Source organism: Desulfovibrio inopinatus DSM 10711 (assembly GCF_000429305.1).
Taxonomy (GTDB): Bacteria; Desulfobacterota; Desulfovibrionia; order Desulfovibrionales; family Desulfovibrionaceae; genus Alteridesulfovibrio; species Alteridesulfovibrio inopinatus.
The window spans coordinates 414923-440296 of sequence record NZ_AUBP01000001.1; the positions used below are offsets into that span (position 1 = coordinate 414923).

A 25374-nucleotide genomic window follows, 5' to 3' on the forward strand; every position below is an offset into this window, starting at 1 on the left:
TTTGATAGCTCACGGTGGGACAGGGTTAGGGATACACGCATGATGCGAACGTCGTGGTCTTTCTTTGAGCAAGGTTTTCAGTAGGAGGAATTATGGTGATATCCCGGTCTCCTGTCACCATGGTCCGAACCGGTGTTGAGCCGTGGTTGGCAATGATGAGGACATCGTCGTCCTGCGGATTATGTAAAAAACCGTAGTTGACATCGGTGATGGTCATGTCATGGACGCGTTGGGAATGATCGGATTTTATTATGTGCGTTACAGATACGGGAACGGACGCACTGCTAAGGAGCTTGAGATAGTAATCCCCAATAAGGCTATCGAAGAATTTGTAGTGCAATGATTCTCCTGGATTGACCACAGCCTCATCGAACCATTTGGCATGAGAGTCGACTTCAGTCAGCCGCAATGCAATGGGATGAAATCGTGTGTCCGGCATGAGTGTTTCCGGTGTGAGAGAGGAAAAAACAGCAACAATGGCCACAGCACAAAGAATACCGGTGAAAAACGCCGTTACTGATGGCGCTGGGCACAATCTGTCCATGATGCGACGCAAGCGGGTGATGAAAGGTGACCATGTGGACAACTGAGAGCCTATTTGGGGCATAACATCAATGCCGGGTTCTTTTTGAATGGATGCGGCGAGCGTCCGGGATGCGTTGTCCAGTGCGAGGATAGCAGATAATTGTGGGCCGCATTCCGAAGAGTTCTTTGCCAGGTAGGCAATAAAGCGGCGCCGTTCTTCATAGTTCGCTTCGGCATCAAGGACAAGGCCGGCCAATAGTTCGAGTTCCTTGCATCGTTTTTTCATGCTTTCTCCCTGTACTCGGCAGTGTGCCGTATGCGGCAGGGGACGCTGTTGAGCGGCCTTTGATGTTGTGAAACAAAATTACGGGAGAAAGTTCTCCTGTAGAAAAAGATCCTTAAGTTGTGTTCTCGCACGAAACATACGGTTTTTTACCGTCCCAATCGGTGCATCAATGATATCGGCCGCTTCTTGATACGACAGTCCTTCAATACTTATCAATAGAAATACTTCGCGCAATTCATTCGGAAGCGTGGTCAAACCCTTGCGGAGGATAGCTTCAAAATCTGCAGTATCGATATCCGACCAGGTTGGGGTACTGGACGGATTCTGGGGGTGGGTTTCGTGGTCAACATGTCCATAGACCATTTCCGGAGCACGATTAACATAATTCCGCGATCTGTTGAGAGCAATACCCATAAGCCATGTACTGAAACGCGATCGTCCGGCAAAGGTCGAGAGTGCTTTATACGCGTCGAGAAAGGCTTCCTGTGTCAACTCTTCGGCAATAGCCCTATTGCGTATATGTTTCAGGATAAAATGGAAGATGCGATCTTGATATTTGATAACAAGGCGAGCGAATGCGGCATTGTCTCCAGCGAGTGTACGATGGATATCGTTGTTGTCTTGCTCGTCTGGTGTGCTACCGCGTTTCATACCCGGATCGTAAGGTTGGGAATTCTGTTTTAATTCATTGTATGTAGGCTTTCCTTCTTGTTTTGGTCAAGTCAGTCGGCTTGCCGGTCGAACGCTCCTGGGCTACGGTGCCTCCATGAGTAAAATGGTCACTGTGCCGGAACAGTTCTTCTCGCCATTTCAAAAGACGTGTTCCTTTCGGTACGGGCATACAGAGGTCTCTTTCGGCGGCATGAGGTTGCAACGCCTCAGCTCATATCCAATGCATGAGGAATCACCGATGAATTCGACGGTTATGGACACCATTGTTTCGAGACGAAGCATACGGAAATATACGGAAGAACCCGTTACTGACGGGGAAATCACCACCATTCTCGAAGCCGGCAGGGCCGCTCCGAGCGGGCTGAACAATCAGCCATGGCGGTTTCTTGTCGTACGTGCCGGTGATGTTCGGCAGCAGCGTCTTGCCGAAAAGACAAAGTACGCGCACATTGTTGAACAAGCGCCGCTTTGTCTTTGTGTTTTTCTTGATAAATCGACCATGTATAATCGAACAAAAGACTGCCAATCCATAGGAGCTTGTCTCCAAAACATGCTGCTTGCCGCGCATGATCTTGGCCTTGGGGCTGTGTGGCTCGGCGAAATTATCAACCAGGAGCCCGAAGTGACCAAAGCGCTTGGGCTGGATGAGGAAGCTCTTGAGTTGATGGCAGTGTTGGCTGTCGGGCATCCCGCGACAAAGGGATCCAGCTCGCGTCAGCCGTTGTCCGATCTTTTGCTCGAACCGTTTACCACGACACCAACGGAGGCGTCATGATGGATGTTGTTGTTTTTCCTTTGGGACCACTCCAAACGAATTCGTATCTTGCCATTTCAGGAGATGCCGCGATTGCCGTGGACGTCGGCGGCGATCCTGGTGCGATGGTGTCCCATCTCCATTCCAAGCAGCTTTCGTTGACGCATATTGTGCTGACCCACCTGCATTGTGACCATATTTATGGTGTCAGAGCGTTGTCTGAAGCTACGGGTGCATCCGTGCTCGCCAATACGGATGATGACTATTTATTGGATCTTGATATCGGGCGAGGCGGGTTCATGGGGCTCCCCATGGTATCGCTTTTTGCCCATGATCCCCTTGTGCCGGGAGAGGCTTCGTTCTTGGGGATGCCGTGCAAAGTGCTTGCGACACCTGGCCATACGCCGGGAAGTGTCAGCCTGTATTTTCCGGATGATCGTGTGTGTTTTTCCGGGGACTTGTTATTCCATCGTTCTATTGGGCGTACGGATTTTCCGGGAGGGAGCCATGAAGTTCTGCTTAATTCGGTGATGACACAGATTTTTACTCTTCCCGAGGAAACCGTTGTCTATTCCGGACATGGCCCGGAAACCACAGTGGGATCGGAAAAAAAGAATAATCCGTTTTTTGGTGAATTTGCATTTTAAGTGTTCGTCTTACAACGAAGGAATACATATGCGGTGTACGCTTTTTGCGGCCAGCCCCCGTGCCGGGGGCAACAGCGACAGGGCGCTTGACGAATTTGCACAAGGTGTTCGTGAAGCCGGAGGAGATTGTAACGCCTTGTATTTACGCAAGCATCGCATTCTTCCGTGCGTATCATGTGGAGTGTGTGAGCAAACACAAGGTGGACCATGCCCTTTGGCTGAGAAAGACGACAGTGCGCCGCTTTTCGACGCCCTTTTGTCCAGTGATTTTGTTTTTTTTGCGTCGCCCATTTATTTTTATCACCTCCCGGCACACTTCAAAGCGTTCATTGATCGTGGACAACGGTACTATGAAGCGGCTTTGGCCAATCGTTCGGAAATGCTGGCACTGCCTTCACGCAGAGCTGCGGCATGTCTCGTTGCCGGACGAAAAAAAGGAGAGCGTTTGTTTGAGGGGGCGGCCTTGACGTTGTCGTTTTTTCTTGAACCGTTTCGTATTCGCTTGGAGCCGCAAATGGGTTTGCGCGGCATTGATGCTTCCGGCGATCTGGCTTCGAACCCCACCGACTGTGCGTTCATTCGCGAAACGGGGTATCGTCTTGCGCTTCAGGAGCTTTCGGGAAAAAATGGGTCCTCGACGATGTCATAACCGGAAGGTGCCCACCATTGGAGTGGCAAAGTGCTGTTGAAACGACAGATGACAATACGGCCGGGAAGCCCAATACTTCCCGGCCGTATTGCATACGGCAGCCGCCTGAATAGGATTATAATGAACCCAATTCAGGTTTGGGCGGAGGAACTTTGAGTTGGGAGATTTCCCAGTGTTCATAGTTGCGTTCTCGAATCAGATGCGCTGTGAAGTTCGGCGCAACCAAGGCGAACAGGCTTTTGACCAGACTCTGCAGTGTAAAACGTGAGGGTTTGTCCGGGGGCGTTCTGAGGTAACACCCCATGACGTGGGAAAGAACGCCTGTGACTTCGATACGCATATTGCGATAGAGTAACGCTTCGGCCAGAACCAGCCCGGTCAACACAGTGAAATCAAGCCCGGCTGCAGGGGGACGATTCCGCAACACGGCCCAGGCATGCTTGAATTCATTGTCGATTTCGTCATCCATAACAGGAGGACAGAGACGACGAAGTTCCGCGTCGATAAACCAATCGGCCGCATAGCGGAAAATTGGTTTAAACCGTTCAATATGCGAAGGATCAGTGTGCCGAGTAAAGGCTGGAATGGCAAACTGCGGATGATATTGTTCCGCAAAAAGAGCGCAGACGAGGTCGCGCATATAATCTTCAAACTTGGGGTCTTTGTGCAAAATTTCTCGGGGCCAACGGATAATATGCCGCTTTTCCCCGAAGTCGTTGAATAACTCGTAGAATTCTTGATTGAACTCATACTCCACTGGCCACTCAAAACGAGCTTTCAGGTCATCAACCACTTTCGCTCGGTCGAGAGAGGCGGGCCTGAGATACTGCAGGTTCATCGCCTGGGAAAAGACATCTTGGGTGTCGTGGGTACTCATTACTTCAATGTAAGACCCATTGTGAAAAGGAGCAAGGTCTCATCTTTTTTTTTACGAAAGAAAGAAATATTCTATGTTGTTTATGGTGTTTATAAAGATAAACATGTCTAACGTGTTGGAATCTTGATTGAAAAAAAGGGTGTACAAAGCCAGATGCCTTCCGTAGAGTGCGCAAAGAGTCAGATTGCGGACGATTCTTTTAACTTCCTGATATTTAATAAAATTTTACATTGACCGCACCGCGGCAGGAGTCGGCGTGACGAATACTCATGCGTGGTCCCGGGTGCGTGGCCTGGAACCGGTGAGTTTATGCGATTGGCCGGGAAACGTTGTCTGCGTGTTGTTTCTCGGGGGATGTAACTGCAAATGTCCACATTGTCATAATGCGGATTTAGCCTGGCGTCCCTCAACGTTGCCGATAACGCCACGTGAAACGGTGGAGCACTATATTCGTGCAAGAGGGGCCTGGCTTGACGGTTTGGTCGTGACAGGTGGCGAGCCCGTTATGGACTCCAGTATTGTCGATTTTATAGACGATATTGGCGGACTGGGGTTGCCGATCAAACTCGATTCGAATGGAATGCACCCTGAGATTCTTGAAACGATTCTGTCTTTGGGCTGCGTTAAAAAGGTCTCCGTTGATATCAAAGGTCCTTTTGAGAAATACGAAGAATTGACTGGTGGAAGCTTTGGAGAAGAGGCGGCACGAGAGCATTTTGCCGCTCTTTTCGAGATGGCACGTCGTCGGCCTGAGGCATTTCATTTTCGTACGACACTGGTTCCGGAGCTTACCGATGACGATATACGCACCGTGCGGACGCTGTTGCCGTCCGGATGCGTCTTGACCACACAGCAGTATATCGAGCCAAAAGGCAAGGAGACTACAGCATGCCAAAGCTCATCGTAAAACGTGACGGATGCCGTGAAACTTGGTCTGGAGATCGTATTGCTCTCGCCATTCTCAAGGCCTTGAAGGCAAGCGGTATTCACGATCCGATTCTCTCCAAGCGTTTGGCGCGCAAAGTTGAAATGAAATTATTCGATTTCGACGAAGTGCAGCAGGAGCAGGTCCAAGATATGGTCGAGCAGGTTCTCATGGATTCTCGACTTTTCCATGTGGCCAAGCGCTATATTATTTACCGGGAAAAGCGTCGGGAACTGCGCGAACAAAAAGCCGCCTATCTCGATATTTCCGACACGATCGACAATTATTTGAGTAAGGCTGATTGGCGCGTTTCCGAAAACGCCAATATGTGCCATTCCTTCCAGGGGCTTATGCTCCATCTGTCGGGAACGGTCCAGGCGCGCTACGCATTGGAAAAGTACCCTGAAGAAGTGCGCTTGGCTCATCAACACGGCTATTTTCACTTGCACGATTTATCGTTTGGGTTGGCCGGCTATTGTGCAGGCTGGAGTCTGCGCGATCTGCTGTTGGAAGGGTTCAACATGGCTGGTCGTTCCAGCTCCGGGCCGGCGCGGCACTTCGATTCTGCGTTAGGGCAGATGGTTAATTTTCTCGGTACGTTGCAAAACGAATGGGCCGGGGCCCAGGCGTTCAACAATGTGGATACCTATCTCGCACCGTTCGTGCGTTTCGATGCGTTGTCGTATGACGATGTGCGTCAGGCCATGCAGAAGTTCGTCTTCAATCTCAATACGACATCACGTTGGGGTGGACAAAGTCCATTCACGAATTTGAGTTTTGATTTGACGCCACCCAAGCACGTGGCCAAAGAAGCCGTTATTATCGGGGGCGTGCTGCAGGATGTGACGTATGGCGAATTTTCGTGCGAAATGGAGATGATCAACAAGGCGTTCCTTGAGGTCATGGCCGAAGGCGACTACCAAGGCCGTATTTTCTCCTTTCCCATCCCGACCTACAACATCACCGAAGACTTTCCTTGGGATGGCGAGATTGGAACGCGTCTTTTAGAACTGACAGCTAAGTATGGCGCACCGTATTTTCAGAATTTTATCAATTCCGACTTAAAGCCAGAAGATGTGCGGTCCATGTGCTGTCGTTTGCAAATGGATTTGCGTGAATTGCGCAATAAGGTTGGTGGCTTGTTCGGTGCCGGCGATCTCACCGGTTCCATCGGCGTCGTGACCCTCAATCTTCCCAAGCTCGCCTACCTTGCCCAAGGCGAGGAAGACTTTATGGATATGATTGAGGAGTATGCCGACCTGGCCAAAGATGCACTTGAGTTTAAACGCAAACTCATCAGTGACAACCTGGAACGGGGCATGTTCCCTTGGTCGCGCCGGTATCTTAAAAACGGCTTTCAAGGTCATTTTTCAACGATCGGGCTTGTTGGTGGCCACGAGGCTTGCCTCAATTTGTTAGGTAAAGGCATTGAAACGCCGGCTGGTATCCGTTTTATGCGGCGGACCCTGGATCATTTACGCGACGTAACAAGCCGATTTCAGGAAGAAACCGGACACCTCTACAATCTCGAAGCAACACCGGCCGAAGGGGCCAGCTATCGTTTGGCCAAGATTGATAAGGCGTTGTACGCCGACATTCAGGCGTCGGGGAATGGAACGCCGTATTATACGAATTCGACCAATTTACCGGTCAACGGCGCAAGCAATGTTTTCGATGCGTTGGAACACCAAAACAATCTTCAGCCGTTGTATACGGGAGGGACGGTGTTCCACACCTTCCTGGGCGAAGCCGTGCCCGACATGGAGGCACTCAAGTCGTTCATTATCAAGGCGCTGACAAAAACAAAGATTCCGTACCTTTCCATTACCCCAACATTTTCTGTTTGTCAGGATCATGGGTATATTGCCGGAGAACACCATTTCTGCCCGACCTGCGCGGCTCCGGCGGAAGTGTATACTCGCATTGTCGGATATTATCGGCCGGTTTCCTTGTGGAACAAGGGCAAACAAGCCGAGTATGCTGATCGCACGGTCTATGAACCGATTCATGATGCCTGCATGACATCCATTTAATCGAACGATACTGTTTCATTTCACAAGGGGGGAGCCGTAGAAACAACGGCTCCCCCCTTGTGTTTTCTATGAGACAGTACGCGGCGGAGTTCGTGTTGAAACTGGACCGTATTCATTTTATTGACTGTATCCGACGGCGTCGGAGTATGTTTTTTCGACGCCTCAGCAGTTCTTGAACACTGCGACCATGAAAGTAGGACATGGGAAAAATAAAGGAGAAACATGGAGGGGCGGCATCATGAGAATCTTAATAAAGATGAACTATCGTTAGAATTGAAGAATGAACCTGTGGTAACACCTGCGTTTTTGACGTTGTGTGCCATGGTCTTTCTTGCATTATGCAATAACACTGTCTTTTATAATTTCCATCTGTATCTTGTAGATATTGGATTTACGGGAAAGCAAGCTGGATTGCTTGTTGGCATGTATTCCCTTGCCGCGATGACCATGTATGCATTGTTTTCTCAGCGTATAACACGAAAAAATGCGGCAATATGCATGTCTTCCGGTATGATTATGGTGATGGGATGTGGGTTCTTATATCTTATCGCCACGTCGTTTTCTTCTCTTCTCGCTGTTCGTATTGCCAATGGAATTGGTGGATTTTTGTTGATGGCGTCGGCGACTGTGCTGCTCGTCGCCATTATTCCGCCACAACGAACAGGGCAAGCGTTTAGTTTATATTCTGTATTCTTATTGCTTCCGTATGCCGCAATGCCACCGTTGTCCGGAGCCATTGTGCATCTTCTCCCGTCTCCGGTGTGGTTGTACCCGGTGTCTACCCTTGGCCTTCTTCCCGCATTGCTCTGTGTGCCATATCTGCGAAAAAAAGCGCAACGGAATCAGGAAGCTGGGTCGGATGCGAAGCGTACGGAGCATCCCGTTTCTTTTCGGCAAGCTGTTCATGGTGGGGTGTTGGTCCTGCTTACCGTGAATTTTGTTTATTTTTTGAGTTTTTCCGGCATGTTCTTTCTGTTTAAGGGGCTTGCCGTCAAGCGTGCCTACACCGACGCCGGATTGTTCTTTACGGTAGAGATGATGGTGATGATTGGTATCCGTCTTGTTGTTGGCCGATTGTTTGACCGGATATCCTCGGTTGTCCTGGTTTCCGGTGCTTTTGTCATCACTGCCGTGGCGTTTTGGGTTTTGCAGAGTCAGCCGGAACAACGTTGGCTGTTGGTGACGGCAGCGTTGTTCGGTTTGGGAATGGGGTTTGCCGTACCTCCCTTGAATTCGATGATGTATCGTATTTCGGCACCCGAACACCGCGGCTTTAATGTGAATATGATGATGTTGACCGTGCATCTGGGTACATTCTTCGGGCCGTTTCTTGGTGCGTGGGCTATTGAAACACTCGGGTATGACAGCTTTCTCCATATCGCCAGTGTTGTCATGGTGAGTACGGCTGTTTTCTATCTCCTGCTCAATCCGCGACGATATCTTCAATGATGCACTGTGAGAAATGGAAAAATACGTCGATTTGTTCTGGTATATTCCATGCTATGTTGAGACTGTTCACTTTTTCAATCCTTCCTTGACAATGGTTGTGTGTCTTGGTGTATGCTCCCGTAGAGTTGAGGGGTGTCACACCATACAACATGTACAAGGAGAGTTTCATTATGTTCGGAAATCGTACGTTATTAACATTTGTCTTCGCAGCGATTGTTGCCCCGCTGGTTTTGTTTTCCGGAGTGGTTCATGCTGAGCCGTCTGGAAAAGTTATGATCTACCATGCCGGCAGCTTGACGGTGCCGTTGAAGTCTATGATTGAAGAATTCGGCAAAAAATATCCGGGAATCACGGTCGAAACAAAGGGCGGCGGTTCCACGAAAATGGCGCGGCTTATTTCCGAAAAAGGCGACGCCGCGGACATCATGGCGTCTGCCGACTATGTCGTCATTGACAAAAATCTTATTCCGAAATTTGCCGATTGGAACGCCTTGTTTGCATCGAATCAGATGGTCTTGTGTTATACGGACAAATCCAAAGATGCTGATACGATCAATGCCGACAACTGGTATGAAATTCTTCAGAAGCCCGGTATCTCTTGGGGACATTCCGACCCCAATCTCGACCCCTGCGGATACCGCAGCTTGATGGTCTTGCAATTGGCCGAAAAGTATTATGATAAACCCGGCCTGTATGACGCGCTGCTCAAGAATCGTCCTGAAGAGAATGTTCTCCCCAAGGCTGCCGGATTGCTCAAACTGCTCGAAAGCGGCAAACTTGATTATGCTTGGGAATATCGTTCGGTTGCCGTCCAGCACGGCCTGAAGTTCGTCGAACTCAATGACCACATTAATCTCGGCAACTATGCCATGGACCCCTTCTATAAAGAAGCCAAAGTCGAGGTGACGGGTGCGAAGGATGGCGAGAAGATCACGCGAGTAGGTGGCTCCATTACCTATGGCGTGACCCAGCTCAAGAATGCACCCAACCCGGACGCCGCAACGCTGTTCCTGGAATATATGTTTTCGCCCGAAGGCGGTCTGAAAATCCTGAAAGCCATGGGACAGCCTCCCTTTGAACCGGTGCGTGTTGGCAGCGAAGCTATGAAAGACACCATGCCCAAAGCCTTGCAAGGATTGGTTGAAGTCCAGAAGTAATAAGAGAATTTCGATCGCCGTATTCGATCTCGCGGCGTTTCGTGTTGGTGGCGGCAAGAACACATTCCTGTTCTTGCCGCCGTTTATTTTGAGGGATCACACGATGTGCTTCGGCAAATCGAGCACCGTGCTATGCAGGCGATGAGTAAAGCTGTTTGCGAGCGTGTGGATTGTGGATTCGTTGTACTCTAAACTGCTGTAACAAAAGTCGACCCAAAGGCGATGATTCTCGACGTAGGCGAAAATGTACAGTGAATAATCAGCCGGATTGGTCATGCCGACAGGATCGGGGCGGTCCGTTATACGGAGTGTCGGGGGCGAAAACAGGGGGCCGGAATGGAGTCCGGCAACGGCCGGTCCCAAATAGTTGAACAACATGCTCACTCTGTCGAGTGGTGCCAAAATCGCTTGCTCTTCGCTGGTTCCATAGTGGCGAAGTGCTCCATGACTGATGCCGTTATCCGGCATGGCAGCATCCTGACGAGCGATATCCTGAACCACGTCAGCAAGTGATGCTGCGGAGAGGTTGATACTATCGGGCACGGAGAGCGTGATAGGGGTATGCGTGACAAACCAACCGGACGTACGCGCAACATCAACATTACCGATATGATTTTCTCGCCCATGACTGACAATATGAAACGTTAAGCGGCGTTGCCCGCTGATATCATGAGCTGCGGCAAGCATGGCCGTATAGAGAAGATGTTTGATTGTTTGATGGAGATGAGTTCCAGCACGCTCACTGAGAAGCGTCATATCGTCTTCATGAAGAAGACATGCGCGATGGACGTGAATATCGCTTTGCCGTGATGCGGTGGTCACGACGTCGACGGGGAAACGCATACGGTCTTTCGTTATTTTTTCCCAATACGTCATGTGGGCTCGGGTGGACGGTTTTCCAGCGTATGACACGAGCTGTCTGGCGAATTCACCGTAAAATGTCGTTTTGGCGGGCAGACGCGGTTCTCGGTTCTCATTCAAGGCCAAATAGATCGTCTGGAGATCGGTCATGAGCACGCCGAAGGAAAAACCGTCATTGACGAGGTGGTGGCAGGTAGCCAGGACATGACACGGCTGATCCGGTCCCGCGTCAAAAATATGCATGCGTAGGACCGGCCCCTGTTCAATATTCAGTGTGGCTTCGGTGGCAAGACATCCTTGAACGATGATATGAGACAACGCTTCCGGCGCAACCATGGAGACGTCAGTGACGTCAACGCATGGTGGAATACCCTCGGTTTCGTCGAACAAAATCATTTCTCGTTCTCCCAGGGGGTTGCAGGGAAAACGAAAACGGAGAGAGTCGTGATGCAAGGCCAGGAGTCGCAGGCTTTCGGTCAATCGGTCGCGATCTAGAGGGACGGAGCAGACAAAAAGTTCCGATACATTGAAATGATGAGGATTGTTTCTCGCCCAGGTAAAGAAATAGCGTTGGACCGGTAACATGGGGGATATGCCGGGTGTCACTGCGGAAGATATCGGCCTGCTTTGGCCAAAAACGGCTTTTCGCGCCAGGTCGCGTAATGTGGGCGCTTGGAGTATCTGTTCCGGCGTAATGTAGAGTCCTCGTTCTTCGGCGGCGACGGATACTGAGAGACTTTGCAGCGAATCCCCGCCAAGTGTGGTAAAACTGTCGAGTAGGCTGAGTGATGTTTGCCCAAGAATGTCGCCGATCACATCGACGATGAGCATTTCTCGTACAGTTTGCGGCGGAACAAATTCGGCCGCCGCAATACGGTCATGGTCGTGAGGAGCGGGAAGGGCAGCGCGGTCTGTCTTACCATTGTTGGTTAATGGCACACGCTCAATATCGACATAGTATTCCGGTATCATATAATACGGGAGTTTAGCTGCCAGCGCCTCTTTCAGATCGTGCCGGATTTGTCGAGACAAGGACGCATTGTCTGGCATGACAATATATGCCACGAGACGCTTTTTGCCTGAAAATGTCACCACCGTTGCCACGGCGCGTTCGACGAAGGGCAATGCTTCAAGAGCTGTTTCGATTTCTCCTAATTCGATACGAAAACCATTGATCTTGATTTGATGGTCTTCCCTTCCTAACAGCTCCATATATCCTGAAGGGAGCCACCGTCCGAGGTCGCCGGTACGGTAGAGGCGTTCACCGGTTTTCGGGTGCAGGACAAAGTGTGCCGCAGTTAATGCCGGGTTGCGGTAATATCCCATACCCACACCTTTGCCGCCGATGAAAATATGTCCGGGAAAGAGGATCGGACAATGTTCGAAATTGTCGTCAAACACATACATCTTTTGGTTTCCCAACGGGCGCCCATAGGGGATGCTGGGCCAATTTGGCCGAACCGTTGTCACCGGATAGGTTATTGACCAGATGGAACATTCACTGGCGCCTCCTAAATTATGAACGTGCGCTTTGGGAAAGCATGCGCGGGTACGGTCCGCCAGTGTGAGCGGCATGAAGTCGCCACAAAGCATGACGAGTCGGAGATGATCGGGAGGCGTCTTATGCCGCTTGGTCATCAGGGCTTCGGCCGCTTCGACCAGCATGACTATGAATCCGGGGACGGTATTCCAGATGGAGACAGGATATTGCGCCATGAGGTCAAGCCAGTGCCGTGGGTCGCGTAATCGATCAGTATCGGGAAAGACAACGGCTCCCCCGACAGCGAGGAGTCCGAAGATGTCATACGTTGACAGATCGAATGTCAGATTGGCGAGCGCAAATACCACATCGCTCGCACACACATTGAATCGGCGATTGACGTCCAAAATGCTGTTCATGACCATGCGATGATTCATGACCACACCCTTGGGCGTTCCCGTTGAACCGGACGTAAAGACGATATAGGCGGGATCGTCCGACGTATGATTGGGATGCGGGGGCGTGTCGGGATAATCGTTCCATATGCCGGGCTGATCAATGCTCAGACAACCCCCTCCCGTGTTCTTGCTCCAAGTTGCAAAGCGTTCGGCAGTGGTATGGGTTGTCAGCACACAACATGGCTCGGCTTGCTCTAGAATATTATCCACGCGGGCCTGTGGCCAGGCGAGGTCGAGCGGCATATAGGCTGCACCGGCAAGCGATGTTGCGATGACGGCAAGTGCCTGGTCTATCCCTTTGGGTAATGCAATGGCCACGCGAGTGCCCGGTCCGGCACCGTGGGCACGTAAGCCGTGTGCTATGCGGCTGGCTCTTTCGAGAGCCTGCCCGTAAGATACTGTTTGAGAAGAAGTATAGAGCGCTGGTTTGTCCGGTGTGCTTGTGGCGTGGACAAGAAAGAGGTCGGTCAAGCGCAAACCGTCGGGGAGATCGACATCGGACTGATTCCATATCTTCACAATATCGTGTTTCTCCGCATCGGTAATGATGGGAAGTGCCGTAAGGCGTTGTTCCGGTGTTTGGCAGGCCGCTTCCAACAGGAGGCAAAACTGATTGTGAAAACGCTTAAGAAATGCTGTGGAAAACAATCCTCCGGCATGGCCCCATTGTATCCGAAGCGGCGTTCCGGGGAGCAAAGACAGATCAAGGATTCCCGGTGCATGTCGGCATCGTAGCGAAACAAGATGACAGCGAGATGCACCGAGGTGGATCGTTGGCGGCATAGTGCGTCCGACCCCAAAGACAATATTGGGGGTGACCCACGTCTTTGCGCCGTCGACGGTTTCCCGTATTCGGATTCGTTCTTCCAATGGCAAACGCTGGTGCGGCGTGTCATGTTGCCTCTGAGACGCAAGTGTATCGAGCACATCACGAAATGTCGTTGTGGTATCGAACCGGACAGAGGACAGCGTCATTGCATCGAGAGGAGCGATTGTGCAGGCGCTTTCCGGTCCACGCATATCAAGTGACCGCAATACGCCAATCTGATCAGCCAGTGTTGCGCGATAGAGGAGTGCCATGAATCCCGCGAGAACAACGTCCTCCGCTTCGTCACCGAGCTGTTTGGCACATGTGCTGAGGAGATCGGGTGCTGGCGGGAGAAGCGGAAACATATTGTATCCCGGCCCACTGGAATGGGGAACATAGGCAACGTCACCGAGATGAAGCGTATAATCGGCAAGGTGAAAATGTTCTCGCCAATATGCGCGATCCGCGTCAGCAGCCTCGCCCTGCAGGGCGTGGGTTTCATTGGCATGAAGTTGCGTCAGCGTGGCAAGCGGGATGGTCAGCACAGGTGCTCTGTAACAGTGCGCGTGGTATCGGTGCTCTATGGCTTTGACGAACACAGCCAGCGATGTCTCGTCCGCAACAAATCGATTGAAGACGAGAACAAGCGTCTGCGCACCCGAGGCCCCGCGTAAGAGGTGAAATCGAAAGAGCGGTGGTTCAAGGAGAGAAAATTCGGTGTCGGCGAAGGGTTGGAAGGACTCGGTATTATTGGCATCGGCAAACGAGAGAATCACGTTGGGAACAGAAGCAATCGCAACACGTGGGCGACCGTTTTCCAGCGTCACATATGCCCTTGCGATGTCTTGACGCGCAATGCATTCTTGAATGGCAATACGGAGTGTATCGATATCGAAAGTACCATCGATATGGATGGCCACGGCAACATTGTCCCGGCTTTTTCCGTGCGTTTTCATCGCTGAAAGCCAAAGACGCTGTTGATTGGCCAGAAGTGGCCAGGACGATGGAGGCATGTCCTTCTCCTTCATGCTTTGCGGAGCACCGCGCCGAATGTTTCACAGAATACGGGGTGGATACGACACAATGCCATGTCGATAAGTCGAGGCACTCCCCAGCGGGAGAGGAGAGGGTAATACAGCCGAGCGTCGTTGATATAACAGAGGGAATCGATGGTCAGTCCGTGACGTCGCACCAACTCGGCAAGCACCCCCGAAGTGAACCAACAGGTATGTTCGGGGTGCGCATAGATTTCGCCGGTAAAGATCAGCTCCACGAGACGCATGAAATTGACGGTCACCGGGGTTGTCAGCAGACACATTCCGCTCTCGGTGAGGTGTTTTCGAATGCAGTCAAGTACTGCTCCCGGATTGCTGACATGTTCGATAATGTCGCCGGCAACGACGACATCGAACTGCTCGTCCAACCTGAAATCTTCCACGTTGGCACAACGGATATCAAATCCTTTTTCGAACAGTGGCGCAATGCCATCGGTATCGCAATCGATGCCAACGGTTTTGGCTGCAAGCGCGGTAATGGCACCATGCAACCATGTTGGATCGTGTGTCAGCCCTTTGCCGTAGTCGACACATCCGAGATCGAGGACGGATTTGTCGCGAACAATGGGAAGGATGAAATCGTTTTTGCTGCGAAACATGGGAGGGCGTGACATCAACTCACCTCCTACGGTCAGTTTCGATACTGTTCTTCCTGGGGTAATGTGTTCAGCATCGCTTGCAATGCCCGTTGTACGCGAACGCCGTCACTGAAATTTGCGGATTGGGGAAGCGGTGATAACGTGGTTATGGCGGACAACCATGACCGCATTTGACAGTGCATGGAATCGGCCCATCCGAAAATTTCTCCCGCCGGGTCTGCATGGTGGCGTTGGTGCGGTAACACCATTGTACTTGTGTGACCGGTCGCATTGTCTGTCATTGACCAGTGGAGTGGGGTTTGCGTTTCGTAAAGCAGAGATCGGTGTGTTCCTTTGATCGTGATACGGACCCCGAGATCGGGAGCCGACGCACTTTTCGATGTCGTCAATGTGAACGGAATCCCGCAGGCGAGTCGGCATACAACGTGCGCGTAGTCATCGACACAGACCGGTTTGTTTTCTTTGAATCGCACATGTGTTTGCAACGTTCCAGAGAGGGAACTCTCATCAATCGAGGTGTTGAACAGGTTGCACGCCATATCGATGAGATGACTTCCAAGGTCGCCCAATGATCCACTGCTGCCGTGTTGTTCCGGGCCATCACGCCAGTTGAATTGGGTGCGCCGTCTGGCGCTGTCTTTTAGAAAGGCGGCGTCAAAGGCGAGAATATCACCAAGAGTACCGGAGGCAAGCGTCTTGTGGATGATATCGACAATCGGCAAGAAGCGGTAGTTGAATCCAATTGTTCCGATAAGGTGTGATGGCTTGGCCTCGAACATGGCCTGTGCACTCGCGAGATTTTCCGCCATGGGTTTCTCACACAGGATGTGCCGTTCGGCATTGATACTGCGCAGTACATAGTCCCGGTGAAAGCAGTTCGGAACCGCGATAATGACGGCATCAATGGCCTCAAGGAGTGCTTCAACGTGCGTAAACGATCGGCAATGGTGCTCCTTGGCAAATTGGCGTGCGCAGGTCGCGTCTTTGTCGAACACACCGACGAGATGCGCATTTTCGATTTCACGAAGTGTAGCAGCATGCAGGCGTGCAATGCGACCGGTTCCGATGATGCCGACGTGGTGAGGAATTATGTCGGGACTCATGGTTGTGCCAGGTGTTGAGGCTGAGAATTTGCCGTGATGTGACGAAGTCCGTCGAGAATGCCAGCCGGACCCGGTGCCTGTAATATCGTGTAATGATCTTGTTTTATACTTTCTTCCGCGTTGGCAACAACGAACCCGTGTGCAACCGTGTCGAGCATGGTTTTGTCATTTTGGCTATCACCGAATGCAGCTGTTCGATCTTGGGGAATATTCCATATCGAAAGCAGGTGGTCGACAATGGCTTTTTTTCCGGAACCGCGCGGAGTGAAATCGACATCATAGCAATTGTTCGGATCACCGACGCCGACACCGCATCGAGCAAAATGGACGGTCAGACCAAAATCTTCAACGAGTTGCAGTGTGCGTTCTTTGGCCCGGGCGTCTCGTTCCGGCGTGTCCATAAAATAATAGTAGGCGACTTTGCGTGGTCCTTGGTTGTGCGAAGCCTGTGCAACGAGGCGGATGCCGTCCCGAGATAATGCGGCCACAATTGTATCGGTTTTTTCTTGGGAAAACCCGCTTTCCGTCATGCGCTGTTCCCACATTGGTTCTTGGACTGCGCCGTGTTCCTGAGAAAACATCCAGAGTTGGGTGCCCAGTGCGCCGGCAATAAAATGCGGCCAGAGTCGAAGGGAATAGCGCATACTTTTTTGAGCAACATTGTCTAAACTGCTTCCCGTGATCCACCCAAAGAGCAGTCGTTGCGGCAGGCATTCCTGTTGGAGGTAGGATTCCAGTGCATCGGTTGCCGGTGTGCGTTCGGGATTCGGGGACGGGAGCAGGTAAGTTCCATCGAAATCACTGAAAATAATAGATTCAGGTGTGGGAATATGGGGAAGATATGCAATGCCGGCAGGCGTCGGGTGGTCCATATGGTCTCCTTCTACACATAATGGAGAAACGTCTGTTCCAATGCGGCAACAACACGGTCTTGCTCTTCAAGCGAGAGTTCCGGATACATCGGGAGTTGAAACATGGCATGGGCAGCCGCATTGGTACGGGGGAGGTCGACATTTTCGAACAAGCGGCGATGTGTCGGCGTTTCATAGTGATGTGTCAGAATGGGGTAATAGATATCGGTTTCAATGCCATAACGTTCGTGCATGTGTTGTCTGACACGGTCGCGTGGGAGTGTGCGTGTTTCCACCGTGTAATGGTGCCATACGTGATCAGGGCTCAATGATGGTTTAACCACATGCCCTTGGTCACAAAGCGATTGCAGTTTCTTATCGTAGCGGTGGGCCAGGCAGAGGCGTTTGAAGTTGCGCAATCCAAGAAAGGGAAATCGAGCCAGAGCAATCGCAGCCTGAAGATTATCAATGCGTGCGTTGAGTCCGTATGCCGTGGCTTTCACATTTTTTTTGTCGGGGTCGAATCCATGATAGCCTACGGCACGGCATCGATGAGCAAGCGCGTCATCGTGTACGAGGAGCGCGCCGGCTTTGCCGCAAACACTGAAGTTTTTGAAAGGATTGAAACTCAGGGCGGCTATATCCGCATAGCGGCCGAGTCCGGTGACGCCGATACTCTGGCAAGCGTCTTCCAGTATGGCCAGTTTGTGTGCATCGGCAACCTGACGCAATGCTTCCATACCGGTCAATTTGCCGTACAAATGCACAGGAATAATCGCCTTGGTCTTGGGGGTGACAACACGAGCAACACTCTCGGGGGCAAGCGTGTACTGCGTATCAATATCGGCCAAAACCGGAGTGGCGCCTACAAGGAATACTGCGTTTTCCGTGGCCGCGAAACTGTTGGCCGGAATGATGACTTCATCGCCGGGGCCGATACCCAAAGCAAGCAAGCCAATAACCATGGCTTCGGTGCCGCTGCATGTCCCGATGGCGTGTTGAATGCCGGTCCATTGTGCAAGTGTCGTTTCAAGTTTGGAAACGTATGGTCCGGATGTAAACTGTCCTGAATCGAGAACTGCATGCATCGCTGTTTTTATACCATCTTTTTCCTGTGGTGAAATGAGTCGTTTCATCGGCAGGAATTCGACGCCGTTCGGTTGAGACGATTCTTGAACAAGAATATTGCGTTCTATGGTGGAAAAGTCGCGCAAATGTCCGCTGTCAGTCACGGCAAGGCGCAGTTCTGTTGCGGCTGGAGTCTCGGAAAATTGCAGAGACATTGATTGTGTCGGTGATGTCGTAAGCGCCGTCAGAAGCGCAAAATTCGAGTCGCTGTCCCCGGTGATGGTGATTGGTGTTTGTGTCATGATGATTTCCTTTGCGCGTCGGAGATGGTTTCGACGTCATCCGAAGAGGATGCAACACCAGCAATCAATGCAGCATTGGCACAGCCTGAAAGCAGCGTATGTGTTCCGCAAATTGGTGCGAGAATGGGGCCGGTGAGCAAAATGATCACCATTCCGGGCTCGGACGGGAGGCCAAGTGGACTAAAAACATAAGGGACCATGGCAAGCAGCGTCGGCAATGACGGTCCGGCCAGAGAACCGGGAAAGGCAGATAAGCCGATAACGGCCAGAATCATGCCTACCGAGACAGGAATGGAATAGACATAGGCTGTGAAAAGCGCGGCCAAAGCGAGTTGGACCACCAGGTTATGTCCATTGAGGGCAATCGTCATGGGAACGGAAAATTCTGACGCCACTTTGGGAAGTTTGAATGTTTCGGACATGCAGCGCATGGCCGAGGGAATCGCTGGGAATGGGTCCATGGTGACAAATGAAATAAAAATAGGTTCACGAAGGGCATGGATGGTCTGTGCTGTTGACATCCGTGCGACGCGGGCAATGCTGAATACATAGAGAAGACACAAGACCAGCATGACGAGATAATTCAATCCGAGGATGAAACTGAGCGCAACGATAACGCTTGCCCCCATCTGCGCTACGGTTGAGGCCATGAGTCCGCAAATGCCGAAGGGCAGGAGATAAAGCGACCAGTTGAGGATGGAAAGAAACGTATAATAGACATCATCGCACACCGAAAGCAGGGTCTCTCCTTGGTGCTCGGGCAATACACCAATGGCTGTACCAACAAGAGAAGATACCAACAGCAGTGGCACGAGTTTACCGCTGCTCAGTGCATCAAATACATTTTCCGGGATAATCTGCTCTAAACCTTCTCCGCCGCCCGGAGTCTGGGCTCCCAATGGAATTTGCGTCTGAGTCAATATTTTACCAAGAAACGACAAGGTATCCGGCCCAATGGACCAGAACATGGCTCCGGTGGCAAAGCACCATGAGGACAGCGCGGCGACAAGTAATGCGCCGACGACAAATACGAGAATGGTGCGGGAAACGTAGCGGGCGGTTTCTCCACTTTTCAGCGTTCGCGCGATGCTGGTGACAACAACGGCCAGAATGATCGGTAAACTGGACATGGATAAGAGCGTAACGAAAAAGTCGCCCAACCACTTGAGTTTGAGGCCGGTTTGTTCGTCAAAGAGGCCGATTGCCACACCGAGGGCGATTGATCCCACCGCAACCCATGGATTGGCGAGAAAGTCCAGGATACGTCCCATTTTTTTGGAAAAATCCTGTTGCTGCCAGAAGTGTTGATGCTGGCTGCTCCTCACGGTTTCTCCTTTGGGTCGAATGCGGTGTAAGGGCGTGACAACCATCGCCAGAGAACGAGAAGGATGACAAAAGCCACGCCGGTCACCGCGATAGAAAGCAGCGAACCGGGGGGAGCATGTGGCAGTGCATATGCGCTGTCACTTTGGGGTGTGGTCACTTCGGCATCTGAAAATTCCGGATAATAGTGTTCCAATGCGGTATCGATATCCGTCAGTGCTTTGTTTCTGGAAATAACGACATTGACAAAGGCGAGGAGATGGGCATTGGCCGGAGATACAGCCACGGCCAGATTGTCTGTTTCGTCGGGAAAGGCAATCCATTTCAGTTCTACCCCGAGTTCCGGATCGGCCTTCAGCAGATATTCCGAGTCATATTGACTGATCAAGGTGGCGAGTGCCTTGCCTTCGGCAACGGCCATCGGGCCGCTATTCGTACCGCGTGTGGGGAGAATGGTTGCTTGAGGAAAAAGTTGTCCGGCCAAGGCTTCCTGAGCCGTTCCTTGTTGTTGCGCAAACACAACTTCGGTGTTGTTCAGAAAAAGTTGCGGGTGATCCCAATAGCGAAGGCGCAACGAGAACATCTCTGCGGCATGTTTTCGGTTGATAATAACGCCCATGGGAAAAGTGGCATAAGGAACGCTAAAACGAACCATTAAAGCCCGTTCCGGCGTGATGGACAAGGCGCTGATGCCGAGATCGGCTCTTCCTGCGGCGACGTCTTCGCAAACGGCGTTGAAGCTTTGTGCGGTCCGTTGGACATCGAGATCGACACCGAGGAAGTCGGCAATTGTACGGGCAAGGGAGATGTCGACACCGATGATACGTTTACCGTGGTCCATGACAACAGGAACCGAACGATCGGTCGTTCCGGTATCCTCGAAAAAGAAGAGCGGTTCACTCCCACGGAATTGAGAGACAATCAGTCTGCCTCGCGATGTGATGCGTTGAATCGCATCGGAATTGGTCGAAACGGTTTCAGCGCTCCCCAAGGACGTCGAAAACACCAAGATCAATGTCAGCAGAACAGAGGCGCACAGCATACGCACACCATGTTGCAGAGGAGACATCTTCCCCGGCATGACCTCTTGCTTTTGGGAGGAGCGTTTCCTCTTCGTAGAAGCGATGAAAACAGGAGACTCTTTTTTGAGCATAAATTCCTGGTATACCGAAGGAGTAGTGAGTGCAAGCCTTGTTGAAAAAAATGTGCTTGCGTGACAATCCGGTATGGAATGCTCAACAGCTGTTTTTCTGTTCCACACTGGTCATCGATATGGTTTCGTGCTACCCGGTGATATGGTCTTTGTAGTGTCTGTCGATTGAGGTCCGTATGGACGAGATCTACAAGGGACAAGGCCACGGACGAAAGATAAAGGATTATGATGGATGAATTGCTCGTGCTTGAGGGAGTGACGCGTGTTTTCGGTGATGTGCACGCCGTCAGTGATATGTCTCTTTCCATTCGGAAAGGCGAGCTGCTGACACTTCTCGGGCCAAGCGGATCGGGGAAGTCGACCGTCCTCAATATGGTTGCCGGGTTTTTGTCTCCGACAGCGGGGCGTATCTTGTTGAACGGGGACGATATTACACCGATTCCACCGGAGCGGCGAAGTATCGGGATGGTCTTTCAGGATTATGCCTTGTTTCCGCACATGAGCGTGTTTGATAATATCGCGTTTCCTCTCCGAATGCGGAAAGAAAATCCGGCGATCATTCATGAACGCGTGAACCAGGTTCTTGAAGCTGTCAAACTCCCCGATATGGGGAAACGCTATCCTGATCAACTCAGTGGCGGGCAAAAACAGCGTATCGCACTGGCTCGTGCTATTGTGTTCAATCCACACATTTTGCTTATGGACGAACCGCTTGGTGCGCTTGATGAAAAACTGCGCAAGCACATGCGTGCGGAAATCAAGCAATTGCAGCGTGAACTTGGGATTACTGTTGTGCTGGTAACACACAATCAAGATGAAGCGTTGAGTATGTCTGACAGAATTGCAGTCATGTACCAGGGCCGTGTCATTCAGGTTGATCGGCCAGATTGCATTTATGAGCATCCTGCCACCATGTTTGTCGCCGATTTTGTCGGTGAATCCAATTTTCTGTCTGGTCGTGTTTGCGAGATGACACAGGACGAAACCTGCGTGGATACCGTTGATGGTTTGCAAGTGTTTGCGGCGCGGCGTAACGGCGTTGTGCAAGGAGATTCGGTAACGGTCATGGTTCGCCCGGAAAATGTGTTCCTTGCACCGAGCGAAAAGACGATTTCTTCAGGGGCATGCAATCGTTTTTCCGGAAAGATCGTCCATATGGTGTATGGTGGAGACGCAGGAGTATGTATAGTTTCCCTGGCACAGGATACCGTTGTTCGTGCCAAACTGCCGGGGATGCAAATCAAGCGATTCGAGGTCGGCCAGAAGGTCTTTGTGTATTGGACATCGCACGACGCCATCACCTTGGAGGCGAGTGCATCGCGTGCTTGATAAACAGGAGGGAAGACATGAACGATCCACGCTGGATGAACAGACGACGGTTTCTCGTGACACTTGGTCAAACTACGGGAGTTGTTGTTGCAGCTTCGGCCATGGGACCATTTGTCGGGCGTGTCGTGGCAAGTGATGCAACACTGCGTATCTGCTCGTATGGTGGATCGTTTCAGGAGTCCCAACGCAAGGCTTTTTTTGATCCCTTCTCCAAGGAATTCAACGTAAAGATTATTGAAGCCACTGATCCGGATATTGCCAAAGTCAAAGCCCAGGTAATGACCAAGAATTATGAGTGGGATGTCGTGGACATGGAAACGCGGCATGTAGCGCGAGGTGAGGTGGAAGGCCTGCTTGAACCGCTTGATTTGTCCATTATCGATACCTCTCATATCGACAAGATGGCTGTCCGAAAGTGCGCGGTTGCCAATGATTTTTGGACGACAGGGTTGGCTTATAACACCAAGAACTTGGGAGGGAAGGAACCGGCGCAAGGTTGGGCAGATTTTTGGGATGTGAAGCGTTTTCCCGGACCACGAGCCATGCAGAATCAAGCACCGTTTAATCTTGAATTTGCCTTGATTGCCGATGGTGTCCCTATGGAGAAACTCTATCCGCTTGATTTGGATCGGGCGTTTAAAAAAATGGATGCCATCCGCGACCATATTACGGTGTGGTGGAAAAATGGTGCCGAGCAGATACAACTGCTTTCCACGGGGGAAGTCACCTACTCCACGGCATGGAATGGCAGGATTTCCGTTGCCAAAGCAAAGGGAGCACCTTTGGGATTCGTCTGGAATGGTGGATGTTTCGACATGGATTGGTGGTGTGTTCCCAAAGGGAATCCCAACAAAAAACTCGCCATGCAGTTTATCAATTTTGCATTGTCGGCCAAACGTCAGGCGTACCAGTTTGGAGAATTGATCCCCTACGGGCCGACCAATCTTGAAGCATTCAATAGCATTCCTGAAGAACGGGCGCGTGAATTACCGAATTATCCGGCCAATGCCAAAGTGCAATTTCTGCAAAATGCAGATTATTGGGGCGAGCATCTTGCCGCCGTGACCGAACGCTGGAATGCCTGGATGCTGGGTTAAAATCAGTGAACCTTGCCCGGCGTAGCGTCAATGGTGTCCTATCATGCTGCGTCGGGCAATCTCGCGATGAGAAAAAACAATCACTATGATGCAAGGAGTTCCACACGATCCGGCACAATCTCGTGGAGGAGTATGGCTCGTTATCCCGGCATTTGTGGCCCTCGTCGTATTGTTTGTTGTCCCGCTCGTGCGCGTTTTGTTGCTGAGTTGTTTTGATCCTGGTTTTACTCTGGAGCATTTCGTTCATTTTTTTCGACAGACGGTGTATTCCAGGATTTTATATAATACTGTTCGTATGTCATGCATCGCGACGCTGGCGTCTTTGTGTTTGGGGTATGCCATTGCGTATGTCATGTCTCGTTCGAGGCCGGTTGTTCGTCTTGTGTTGCTGGCAATTGTCGTGCTTTCGTTCGGAATAAGTCTCTTACTTCGGGTTTTTTCCTGGTCATTTATCTTGCAACGACATGGTCCGGTGAATTGGTTGTTGATGTGGACCGGTGCCACACAGACACCATTGCCCCTCCTCCATAATGAATTCTCCGTTTTGGTTGGCCTGACACATATTTTTACACCGTATGCCGTCTTTCCTATCTACAGCATGCTTGTGCGGACCGATCCCAATCTTGAACGGGCAGCCCGAAATCTCGGCGCGTCACGGATGCAAGCCTTTTGGAGAGTCACCTTTCCATTGTCGCTTCCTGGCGTTGAAGCGGCAGGCGTTCTCATTTTTATCATGGCATTAGGATCGTTCGTCACACCGGCCTTGCTTGGTGGACGAAAAGAACAGATGCTCTCCAATGTGATTCAAACGCAGGTCACGGAGTTGCTCAATTGGCCGTTTGCTGCGGCCATGTCGTTGGTGCTTCTTGCCGTCACTTTGCTCTGCGTCTGGGTGGCCAGTCGCAGTCTCGGCGTTGATCGGCTGATGGGACATGACCCGTCATGATACGAAGATACAGGCAACGAGGAAAAGCGCAGAGTCGCGCACAGGTGGGATATTCCGTTCGCGCTTTGGCATGTTGTGGGGCGATATTCTTGATGGCGCCGATAGTCGTGTTAGTGGTCGCATCGTTCAATGATGCAGCATTTCTTGACTTTTCGTCGTATTCTTTCGGTATAGAACAATATCGCCGTTTTATGGCCTCGCCGGCCTGGAGGGAGGCGGCTGTCAATTCGTTGCTCGTTTCGGGCATGACGTCGGCGGCATCGACTGTCCTCGGTGTCTTAGCGGCTTTAGGCTTGACTCGTGGTCAATTCATTGGGAGAAATTTCATCCGCTTGTTTTTCTTTTCTCCCATGATTATTCCTCCCATCGTGCTTGCCTTGGCTTATTATCTCGCGATGAGTCATCTTGGACTTATTGGAACACGAATGGCGTTGTTTTTGGCGTATCTTCCTTTGACGCTACCGTTCTCGCTCTTGCCGATTATGGCTTCATTGTCCAAACTTGATCCGAATCTCGAACGTGCTGCAAGAAGTTGCGGCGCCTCCCCGTTGACGACGTTTTTTCGCATCACCTTGCCGCTTATTCGCCCTGGGGTCTTCACGGGAGCATTATTCAGCTTCATGGTCGCATTGGATGAAGTTGTCATTGCGGTGTTTTTGTGCGGCTCCACGGCTGTCACCCTTCCGAAGAAAATGTGGTCATCCATTCGTTTTGAAATTGAACCCATGTTGCCCGCCATTTCGACCGTGCTGATTCTCGTTGCGTTGTGCTGTATGTCGCTGGTTGCTCTCGTCGGTAAACGACGTTGATCGTGGACACACAGATTTCTTTCAATGCGGCACGAAAACGAGAGGATCAGTTATTCTTTTTTCTTGAAACGTGACGTATAATAGCAACGCACTGCCCCTGAGAAGAATAATCGTTAGGAATTCAGGCCTTGGGTCGGGGGGGTGCGATATGTATTGGG

At 51.2% G+C, this 25374-nt stretch carries 22 protein-coding genes; 11 read left to right on the forward strand and 11 right to left on the reverse strand.

Annotation, left to right across the window (positions count from 1 at the left end):
* Positions 1–25: 25 nt before the first annotated feature.
* The 3 genes from G451_RS0101835 to G451_RS34510 all read right to left on the reverse strand — a co-directional run bounded on the left by G451_RS0101835 (position 26) and on the right by G451_RS34510 (position 1652).
* Entirely contained in the window at positions 26–811 is a 786-nt protein-coding gene (locus G451_RS0101835) for a hypothetical protein (protein WP_027182934.1), read from the reverse strand.
* 78 nt (positions 812–889) lie between these two features.
* Positions 890–1462, reverse strand: coding sequence for a sigma-70 family RNA polymerase sigma factor (locus tag G451_RS26945; RefSeq protein ID WP_051261016.1), 573 nt, complete (start codon positions 1460–1462; stop codon positions 890–892).
* Between the two features lie 34 nt (positions 1463–1496).
* On the reverse strand, positions 1497–1652 hold the full coding sequence (locus G451_RS34510; protein WP_169727793.1) for a hypothetical protein: 156 nt from the start codon (positions 1650–1652) through the stop codon (positions 1497–1499).
* 69 nt (positions 1653–1721) lie between these two features.
* On the opposite strand from G451_RS34510, the gene G451_RS0101845 reads away from it, so the two are divergent.
* Genes G451_RS0101845 through G451_RS26950 form a run of 3 tightly spaced genes read left to right on the forward strand, consistent with a single transcriptional unit; the run spans position 1722 to position 3533 of the window.
* Entirely contained in the window at positions 1722–2258 is a 537-nt protein-coding gene (locus G451_RS0101845) for a nitroreductase family protein (RefSeq protein ID WP_245587753.1), read from the forward strand.
* Positions 2258–2884: an MBL fold metallo-hydrolase gene (locus G451_RS0101850; RefSeq protein WP_027182936.1), complete on the forward strand. Its 627-nt coding sequence runs from the start codon at positions 2258–2260 to the stop codon at positions 2882–2884. Before G451_RS0101845 ends, G451_RS0101850 begins: the two co-directional genes overlap by 1 nt.
* A gap of 28 nt (positions 2885–2912) precedes the next feature.
* On the forward strand, positions 2913–3533 hold the full coding sequence (locus tag G451_RS26950) for a flavodoxin family protein (RefSeq protein ID WP_051261017.1): 621 nt from the start codon (positions 2913–2915) through the stop codon (positions 3531–3533).
* Between the two features lie 115 nt (positions 3534–3648).
* Here G451_RS26950 and G451_RS0101860 read toward each other — a convergent pair whose 3' ends face one another.
* Entirely contained in the window at positions 3649–4410 is a 762-nt protein-coding gene (locus G451_RS0101860; protein ID WP_156921471.1) for a hypothetical protein, read from the reverse strand.
* 256 nt (positions 4411–4666) lie between these two features.
* Here G451_RS0101860 and G451_RS0101865 point away from each other — a divergent pair, with 256 nt between their 5' ends.
* From G451_RS0101865 to wtpA, 4 genes are all read left to right on the forward strand, one after another.
* On the forward strand, positions 4667–5317 hold the full coding sequence (locus tag G451_RS0101865) for an anaerobic ribonucleoside-triphosphate reductase activating protein (protein WP_027182938.1): 651 nt from the start codon (positions 4667–4669) through the stop codon (positions 5315–5317).
* The gene (locus G451_RS0101870) at positions 5299–7368 is read left to right on the forward strand and encodes a ribonucleoside triphosphate reductase (protein WP_027182939.1); all 2070 of its coding nucleotides are present in this window, start codon (positions 5299–5301) and stop codon (positions 7366–7368) included. Before G451_RS0101865 ends, G451_RS0101870 begins: the two co-directional genes overlap by 19 nt.
* A gap of 222 nt (positions 7369–7590) precedes the next feature.
* Positions 7591–8817 (forward strand): MFS transporter, encoded by a 1227-nt coding sequence (locus G451_RS26955; RefSeq protein WP_051261018.1) that lies wholly within the window; start codon positions 7591–7593, stop codon positions 8815–8817.
* A 170-nt stretch (positions 8818–8987) separates the two neighbouring features.
* Positions 8988–9974, forward strand: coding sequence for a tungstate ABC transporter substrate-binding protein WtpA (wtpA, locus tag G451_RS0101880; RefSeq protein ID WP_034640173.1), 987 nt, complete (start codon positions 8988–8990; stop codon positions 9972–9974).
* Positions 9975–10070: 96 nt separating this feature from the next.
* Here wtpA and G451_RS0101885 read toward each other — a convergent pair whose 3' ends face one another.
* The 7 genes from G451_RS0101885 to G451_RS0101915 are packed head-to-tail and all read right to left on the reverse strand — an operon-like array spanning position 10071 to position 20963.
* Positions 10071–14594, reverse strand: coding sequence for a non-ribosomal peptide synthetase (locus tag G451_RS0101885; RefSeq protein ID WP_027182941.1), 4524 nt, complete (start codon positions 14592–14594; stop codon positions 10071–10073).
* A gap of 11 nt (positions 14595–14605) precedes the next feature.
* Positions 14606–15250: a class I SAM-dependent methyltransferase gene (locus G451_RS0101890; RefSeq protein ID WP_027182942.1), complete on the reverse strand. Its 645-nt coding sequence runs from the start codon at positions 15248–15250 to the stop codon at positions 14606–14608.
* A gap of 17 nt (positions 15251–15267) precedes the next feature.
* On the reverse strand, positions 15268–16338 hold the full coding sequence (locus tag G451_RS0101895) for a Gfo/Idh/MocA family protein (protein WP_027182943.1): 1071 nt from the start codon (positions 16336–16338) through the stop codon (positions 15268–15270).
* Positions 16335–17210, reverse strand: coding sequence for an HAD-IIB family hydrolase (locus G451_RS26960; RefSeq protein WP_051261019.1), 876 nt, complete (start codon positions 17208–17210; stop codon positions 16335–16337). The genes G451_RS0101895 and G451_RS26960 overlap by 4 nt, the downstream gene beginning before the upstream one ends.
* Positions 17211–17221: 11 nt before the next feature.
* On the reverse strand, positions 17222–18559 hold the full coding sequence (locus G451_RS26965; RefSeq protein WP_051261020.1) for a DegT/DnrJ/EryC1/StrS family aminotransferase: 1338 nt from the start codon (positions 18557–18559) through the stop codon (positions 17222–17224).
* Complete coding sequence (locus tag G451_RS0101910; protein WP_027182944.1) at positions 18556–19884, reverse strand: dicarboxylate/amino acid:cation symporter; 1329 nt, start codon at positions 19882–19884, stop codon at positions 18556–18558. The genes G451_RS26965 and G451_RS0101910 overlap by 4 nt, the downstream gene beginning before the upstream one ends.
* Positions 19881–20963 (reverse strand): substrate-binding periplasmic protein, encoded by a 1083-nt coding sequence (locus tag G451_RS0101915; RefSeq protein ID WP_169727803.1) that lies wholly within the window; start codon positions 20961–20963, stop codon positions 19881–19883. Before G451_RS0101915 ends, G451_RS0101910 begins: the two co-directional genes overlap by 4 nt.
* 297 nt (positions 20964–21260) lie before the next feature.
* Here G451_RS0101915 and G451_RS26970 point away from each other — a divergent pair, with 297 nt between their 5' ends.
* The 4 genes from G451_RS26970 (at position 21261) to G451_RS26975 (ending at position 25216) form a co-directional block, all read left to right on the forward strand.
* A complete protein-coding gene (locus tag G451_RS26970) occupies positions 21261–22364 on the forward strand; it encodes an ABC transporter ATP-binding protein (protein WP_084448311.1) in 1104 nt (367 codons plus the stop codon).
* A gap of 17 nt (positions 22365–22381) precedes the next feature.
* Positions 22382–23461, forward strand: a complete 1080-nt coding sequence (locus tag G451_RS0101930) for an ABC transporter substrate-binding protein (protein ID WP_051261021.1) — start codon at positions 22382–22384, stop codon at positions 23459–23461.
* 85 nt (positions 23462–23546) lie between these two features.
* Entirely contained in the window at positions 23547–24407 is an 861-nt protein-coding gene (locus tag G451_RS0101935; protein WP_051261022.1) for an ABC transporter permease, read from the forward strand.
* Positions 24404–25216 (forward strand): ABC transporter permease, encoded by an 813-nt coding sequence (locus G451_RS26975; protein WP_051261023.1) that lies wholly within the window; start codon positions 24404–24406, stop codon positions 25214–25216. The genes G451_RS0101935 and G451_RS26975 overlap by 4 nt, the downstream gene beginning before the upstream one ends.
* Positions 25217–25374 lie beyond the last annotated feature (158 nt).

Bases quoted from the DNA above. Each gene is read 5' to 3' on its own strand.
- G451_RS0101930 (WP_051261021.1), top strand. From the start codon at position 22,382: ATGAACGATCCACGCTGGATGAACAGACGACGGTTTCTCGTGACACTT.
- G451_RS26955 (WP_051261018.1), top strand. From the start codon at position 7,591: ATGGAGGGGCGGCATCATGAGAATCTTAATAAAGATGAACTATCGTTA.
- G451_RS26960 (WP_051261019.1), bottom strand. From the start codon at position 17,210: ATGGACCACCCGACGCCTGCCGGCATTGCATATCTTCCCCATATTCCC.
- G451_RS0101895 (WP_027182943.1), bottom strand. From the start codon at position 16,338: ATGAGTCCCGACATAATTCCTCACCACGTCGGCATCATCGGAACCGGT.
- G451_RS26970 (WP_084448311.1), top strand. From the start codon at position 21,261: ATGATGGATGAATTGCTCGTGCTTGAGGGAGTGACGCGTGTTTTCGGT.
- G451_RS0101870 (WP_027182939.1), top strand. From the start codon at position 5,299: ATGCCAAAGCTCATCGTAAAACGTGACGGATGCCGTGAAACTTGGTCT.
- G451_RS26950 (WP_051261017.1), top strand. From the start codon at position 2,913: ATGCGGTGTACGCTTTTTGCGGCCAGCCCCCGTGCCGGGGGCAACAGC.
- G451_RS0101845 (WP_245587753.1), top strand. From the start codon at position 1,722: ATGAATTCGACGGTTATGGACACCATTGTTTCGAGACGAAGCATACGG.
- wtpA (WP_034640173.1), top strand. From the start codon at position 8,988: ATGTTCGGAAATCGTACGTTATTAACATTTGTCTTCGCAGCGATTGTT.
- G451_RS26945 (WP_051261016.1), bottom strand. From the start codon at position 1,462: ATGAAACGCGGTAGCACACCAGACGAGCAAGACAACAACGATATCCAT.
- G451_RS34510 (WP_169727793.1), bottom strand. From the start codon at position 1,652: ATGCCCGTACCGAAAGGAACACGTCTTTTGAAATGGCGAGAAGAACTG.
- G451_RS0101935 (WP_051261022.1), top strand. From the start codon at position 23,547: ATGATGCAAGGAGTTCCACACGATCCGGCACAATCTCGTGGAGGAGTA.
- G451_RS0101915 (WP_169727803.1), bottom strand. From the start codon at position 20,963: ATGCCGGGGAAGATGTCTCCTCTGCAACATGGTGTGCGTATGCTGTGC.
- G451_RS0101885 (WP_027182941.1), bottom strand. From the start codon at position 14,594: ATGCCTCCATCGTCCTGGCCACTTCTGGCCAATCAACAGCGTCTTTGG.
- G451_RS0101835 (WP_027182934.1), bottom strand. From the start codon at position 811: ATGAAAAAACGATGCAAGGAACTCGAACTATTGGCCGGCCTTGTCCTT.
- G451_RS0101850 (WP_027182936.1), top strand. From the start codon at position 2,258: ATGGATGTTGTTGTTTTTCCTTTGGGACCACTCCAAACGAATTCGTAT.
- G451_RS26965 (WP_051261020.1), bottom strand. From the start codon at position 18,559: ATGACACAAACACCAATCACCATCACCGGGGACAGCGACTCGAATTTT.
- G451_RS26975 (WP_051261023.1), top strand. From the start codon at position 24,404: ATGATACGAAGATACAGGCAACGAGGAAAAGCGCAGAGTCGCGCACAG.
- G451_RS0101890 (WP_027182942.1), bottom strand. From the start codon at position 15,250: ATGTCACGCCCTCCCATGTTTCGCAGCAAAAACGATTTCATCCTTCCC.
- G451_RS0101860 (WP_156921471.1), bottom strand. From the start codon at position 4,410: ATGAGTACCCACGACACCCAAGATGTCTTTTCCCAGGCGATGAACCTG.